General features: G+C 66.9%; 5 protein-coding genes. 1 reads left to right on the top strand and 4 read right to left on the bottom strand.

What is annotated here, in order from left to right:
• From DBR23_RS00755 to DBR23_RS00745, 3 genes are all read right to left on the bottom strand, one after another.
• A partial coding sequence (locus tag DBR23_RS00755; RefSeq protein ID WP_108496986.1) for a DMT family transporter occupies positions 1-799 on the bottom strand: 799 nt, incomplete at its 3' end.
• 185 nt (positions 800-984) lie between these two features.
• Entirely contained in the window at positions 985-1,272 is a 288-nt protein-coding gene (locus DBR23_RS00750; RefSeq protein ID WP_108496985.1) for a GNAT family N-acetyltransferase, read from the bottom strand.
• A 100-nt stretch (positions 1,273-1,372) separates the two neighbouring features.
• Positions 1,373-2,242, bottom strand: a complete 870-nt coding sequence (locus tag DBR23_RS00745) for a LysR family transcriptional regulator (RefSeq protein ID WP_108496984.1) — start codon at positions 2,240-2,242, stop codon at positions 1,373-1,375.
• Positions 2,243-2,379: 137 nt separating this feature from the next.
• Here DBR23_RS00745 and DBR23_RS00740 point away from each other — a divergent pair, with 137 nt between their 5' ends.
• Positions 2,380-3,414, top strand: coding sequence for an NAD(P)H-quinone oxidoreductase (locus DBR23_RS00740; protein WP_233250205.1), 1,035 nt, complete (start codon positions 2,380-2,382; stop codon positions 3,412-3,414).
• A 76-nt stretch (positions 3,415-3,490) separates the two neighbouring features.
• On the opposite strand, the gene DBR23_RS00735 is transcribed toward DBR23_RS00740, so the two are convergent.
• On the bottom strand, positions 3,491-5,140 hold a 1,650-nt coding region (locus DBR23_RS00735; RefSeq protein ID WP_369882071.1), incomplete at its 5' end, for a phosphoethanolamine transferase.

The following is a 5,140-nucleotide window of genomic DNA, read 5'->3' as shown; positions in this document are numbered from 1 at the left end:
ACACCCACGAGGTTGGCTCCGAGAACACCAACAAGGACACAACCACCCCCATGAAGGGCGCGGTGGAGAAGTACGCTCCCGTGCGGGCTGTGCCGAGCCCGCGCAATGCCAGCACAAACAGCGCAAGGCTCAGGCCGTATCCCAAAAGGCCCACAGCCATCGTTGCAGACAGTGTGGCCCACGAAGGCCAGGCGGCGCCCATGCTGATGGCCAGCGTGGTGTTGACCGACCCCGCGATCAGGCCCTTGATGCTGGCAACGAAGAGCGCGTCGGAGGCAGAAACCTTGCGTGTGAGGTTGTTGTCGATGGCCCAGCACAAGCAGGCCAGGCCCACCAGCCAGGAGCCCGTGCCGCCGGGTTGCCACGGAGAGCCGGTCTGCCAGCCCAGGGCAATGCCTCCCGCCACGATGGCAAGCATGCCCCCCACGATGCGCCGGTCGGCGTTTTCTTTGAACACCCACCAGGCAATGACTGCGGTCAGCACCGCTTCCAGATTCAACAGCAGCGAAGCCGTGGCGCCGCTGGTGGAGTGCAGTCCCAGCATCAGCGCCACCGGCCCCACCACGCCTCCAAACAGCACGGCGCCCAGGAGCCAGGGCCATTCATTCAAGGGAATGCCAGAGGGCTTGAGCCCGCCATCGCGGGCCACACGCACCAGGGCCAGTCCCAGGCCGCTGCCCAGATACAGAAGGCCTGCCAGCAGCACCGGTGGCAGGTCGCCCGTCAGCAGCTTGGCAAATGGGGTGCTGGCGCCGAAGAGCACCGCTGCGCCCAGGGCGTAAATGACGCTTTGATTCATGGCGGAATTTTCTACCTGAAGGCGCCTGGCGTCTTCAGCGGCTGTGGGCCGACAGGACTGGAGTCACTCCACCACCGATGCGCGCGGGTTGCGCCGCCCATCCACGGGCAAGGGCGTTCTTTGCCATGACCCGCAGTGACCAGCAATGGACCGCCTCGGGCGGGCACCGCTGTCGGCAGGCCTGTTTACACCAGCACGTCCCGCAAAGACGCGTCCTTGTCGAACTGCGCCTTGGCAAATGGGCACAGCGGGACCACCTTGGTGCCTGTGGCCCTGGCCCATTGAACCAGTGCGTCGAGAAGCGCGCGCCCCACACCCTGGCCGCTGAGCGATGGGTCCACCTCGGTGTGGTCCACGATGATCATCGTGGCGTTGGTGCGGCTGTAGGTCATCTCGGCCAGGCGCTGGCCGTTGTGCTCGATGTAGAACGCACCTTTGGCGTCCTGTTCCTGGTGGTGAATGGTGTGTGGCATGGTGGGTCGCAAGGGGTATGGGTCTGCGTCAGAGTATGGTGCATCCGGTGTTGCAGTGGCGGCCCGGCCCGGCGGGGCGGGCTCCATCGGCTTGGGGCGCCTACTGGACTTGGAATGCCTCGGACAGAAACTCTGCGGTGGCGCGCACCCGGGCCGTGCGTTGCAGGTCGGGGTGCATGACTTGCCAGACCTCGTAGTCGGTCGCCCGGCGGCGCTCGGGCCAGATGCGCACCAGGCCTTCGCGCGCCCCCATCCACACCGGCATTTCACCCAGGCCAATGCCCGCTGCCACGCCCTTGCGCACCAGCAGACTGGAGCGCACGGCCAGTGCAACCCTGGCCTGGCGCGCAGGCACGCCCGCCATGGTCAGAAACGGGCTTTGCTCCAGGTAAGGCGCGTAGGCCACCAGGTGGTGGCCGCGCAGTTCGTCCTCTGGCACCGGCATGCCAAAACGCTCGACATAGCCCGCACTGGCGAACAGGCCCACAGGCCACGACACCACGCGGCGCACCACGAGGTCGGGCGTCTCGGGTCGGACGTTGCGGAAAGCGATGTCCACCTGGCGGCGGCTGAGGCTGAGCAACTGGGTGGACACCTCCAGGTCCACGCGAATGTGGGGCCAGTGCTGTTGCAGGCGCTCAATGGCGGGCATGAGCAGGTCGATGGCGATCGAGTCGGTGCTGGTCACGCGCACCAGGCCGCCGGGGCTGGTGTCCTGGCCCTCGATGCGGGTGCGCAGGTCCAGGGCCGCGCTTTCCATGCGGCGGGCGGCGCCCAGCGCTGTCTCGCCTGCAGCGGTGAGAAGGTAGCCGTCCTTGGCACGCAGAAACAGCTTGGCGCCCAGTTCGGCCTCCAGCGCGTTCAGCCTCCGCCCGACGGTGGCCTGGTCCACGCCCAGGCTGCGCGCGGCGGCGCGCAAGGAGGGCGCGCGGGTCAGGGCAAGAAAGATGCGGGTGTCGTCCCAGTTCATGGCGGTATGGAGGTTGCGGATGAGGGGTGAGTGTGATGCAAATTTGCATCGCTGTAGAGCGAAATTGCTGCGTTTAAATCACTGCGTGGCGCCCTATCCTTGAAGGCACTGAAACCATTGCTTGAGGAGTAACACCCATGTCCACACCAGCGGCCGAACAACCTGCAAACCCCCAACCCACCATGCAAGCCATCGTGTTCGATGACTTCGGCGGCCCGGAAGTGCTGGTGGCGCGCGAGATCCCTGTCCCCGAGGTGCGCCCGCACGACCTGCTGGTGCGCAACGCCGCCATCGGCGTCAACCGGGCCGACCTGCTGCACCGCAAAGGGGCCTATGGCCGCGCCTACTTTGGCGATGCCGACACCATGGGGCTGGAGATTGCGGGCACGGTGGTCGCCATGGGGCCCGAGGTGCAAGGCTTTGCCGTGGGCGACCGCGTGATGGGCATCGTGGGCGGCGGGGCCTACGCCGAGCTGTCGCGCATCGACCACCGCATGGCCATGCCGGTGCCTGCGGGCATGGACTTGGTAGCCGCTGGCGCCGTGGCCGAGGTGTTCGTGACCGCGCACGAGGCGTTGTTCCACCTGGCGCGCTTGCACGCGGGCGAGTCTGTGCTGATCCATGCGGCGGCGGGCGGCGTGGGGTCAGCCGCCGTGCAGCTGGCCCATGCGGCGGGTGCGCGCGTGTTTGCCACGGCGGGGGGCGACAAGCGCGGCGCCGTGCTGGGTTGCGGGGCCGATGTGTTCATCGACTACCGCAGCGAAGACTTTCAGGCGGTGGTGGACCAGGCCACGCAGGGCCGGGGCGTGGATGTGGTGATCGACTTCATCGGGGCTCCGTACCTGCAGCGCAACGTGCGGTCTCTGGCCGACGGCGGACGCCTGGTGTCGGTGGGGCTGCTGGGCGGTGCGCAGGGTGCGGAGCTGCCCATGGATGTGCTGCTGTACCGCCACCTGCAGATTTTTGGCACCGTGATGAAGTCCCGCCCGCCCGAGGTCAAGCAGGCCATGGTGCAGCGGTTTGCCCAGCAGTGGCTGCCAGCCTTGGCCGCTGGAGTGATCCGGCCGGTGATCGACAGCACGTTTGCACTGGCCGATGCTGCACAGGCCCATCGGCGCATGGAGTCTGGCGCCAGCATCGGCAAGATTCTGTTGTTGCCCCAAGGGAGCTGAGCTGGCTGCGCCCTGCGCAACACCTTTGTGGCACAGGGCTGCCGGGGCCGTCCGCCTGGCCCCGCCTCGGTCCGTCTCAGCCCGCCGCGGCGGGCTTGCGGCACGCGGCAAACATGTCCAGCTCGGTGTTGTACGCCTCGGTCTTCACATCCATCAGGCCCAGTACCGAGTGGAAGTAGTGGTCGTGCGTAATGCGTCGCTCGCCCAGGTCTTGCTGCAGGCAGCCCGTGGCGAGGTGGGTGCGCGCCTGCATGGTGGGTGACAGCCAGGTGATCCAGGGCACGTGTTTTTGCACGTCGGGGGCAATGGAGTAGGGCAGACCGTGCAGGTAAATGTTGTTCTCGCCCAGCGACTCGCCATGGTCTGCTACGTAAATCATAGCTGTCTGGGCATGTTGTTCCTGCGCTCCCAGCCACTGGAGCACTGAATCGAGGAAATGGTCGGTCTCGACGATGCTGTTGTCGTAGGCGTTGACCACCTGCTCGCGCTGGCATTCCTGCAAGGCAGTGGAGGTGCATTCGGGGCCAAACTTCTTGTTCTCGGGCGCGGAACGCTTGTAGTACGCGGGGCCGTGGCTGCCCATCTGGTGCATCACCACCACGGTGCCACGCTGGCGCTGCTCGGCGGGCAGGGCGGCGATCTGGGCGTCCAGGTCCTTGAGCATCACGCGGTCCAGGCACTCGCCGCCAGCGCACAGCGCTGGGTCTTTCTGGGTGCTGGTAATGGTCTCGCCCACGCGGTCGCACACGCCCTTGCAGCCCGACTGGTTGTCCACCCACAGCACCGCAAGGCCGGCGTGGTGCAGCACGTCGATCAAGCTTTCGTAGTTGGCCGAGCGGCCTTCGTAGCCTGTGCGGCCCAGGTGCGAATACATGCAGGGCACCGACGCGGCGGTGCTGGTGCCGCAGGACCAGGCATTGCGCGCACTCACCAGGTCTTTGCGGGCTGACAGGCGTGGGGTGGTGTCGCGCTCATAGCCGTTCAGGCCAAAGTTGCCGCTGCGGCCCGTCTCGCCCAGCACCAGCACCAGCAGCGGGGGCTTGGCCTGGCTGGCGTAGCTGGCGCCCAGCTGGGCGTCACGGCCCAGGGGCAGGATCTTGCTGGTGTCCATGCGCAGGGGCTTGGTGGCAATGTTGCCCAGCGCGTACACGCTGTTGAGCGGGTTGATCAGGTAGCGCAGCTTGGTGTGGTTGCGCATGGTCGATGCAAAGTCCTGGAACACCAGCAGCAAGCACACCACGATGACGGCGATGGAGCCTGCCAGCAGCAGGCCGTTGTGCGCCACATGGCGCAACGCGGTCAGGCGCTGCACGGGGCGGCGGTACAGCCACAACAGGGGCGGCACGGCCAGGATGAGCACGGTGCCCAGCATGCGCAGGTTGAGCAGGTCGCCTGCTTCCTTCACGTCGGTCTGCATCACGTTGACCAGCATGCTGGCGTCGATGGCGATGCCGTAGGCCAGCATGAAGTACGCGCCAAACGCGGCCATCAGCACCAGCACCAGCACGGCGGGCTTGAGCGTCCAGCGCCAGGCCAGCAGGCTCAGCAGCGCGGCGTTGCCCGCTGCGACGATGAGCGCAAATGCCAGCGCAAAGCCCCAGCCACGCAGGCTGCCCTGGCCGGGCAGCTGGGCCACCTCTTGCCACAGCGGAACGTTGCAGGCCGTGGCCAGCCAGGTGCTGACCAGCACCACCACCCATGCGGGGTGCAGGGGGCGGGGTGCAGG

This window comes from Acidovorax sp. HMWF018 (assembly GCF_003061035.1).
GTDB lineage: Bacteria > Pseudomonadota > Gammaproteobacteria > Burkholderiales > Burkholderiaceae_C > Acidovorax > Acidovorax delafieldii.
This window is presented reverse-complemented; position numbering and strand designations above follow the sequence as displayed.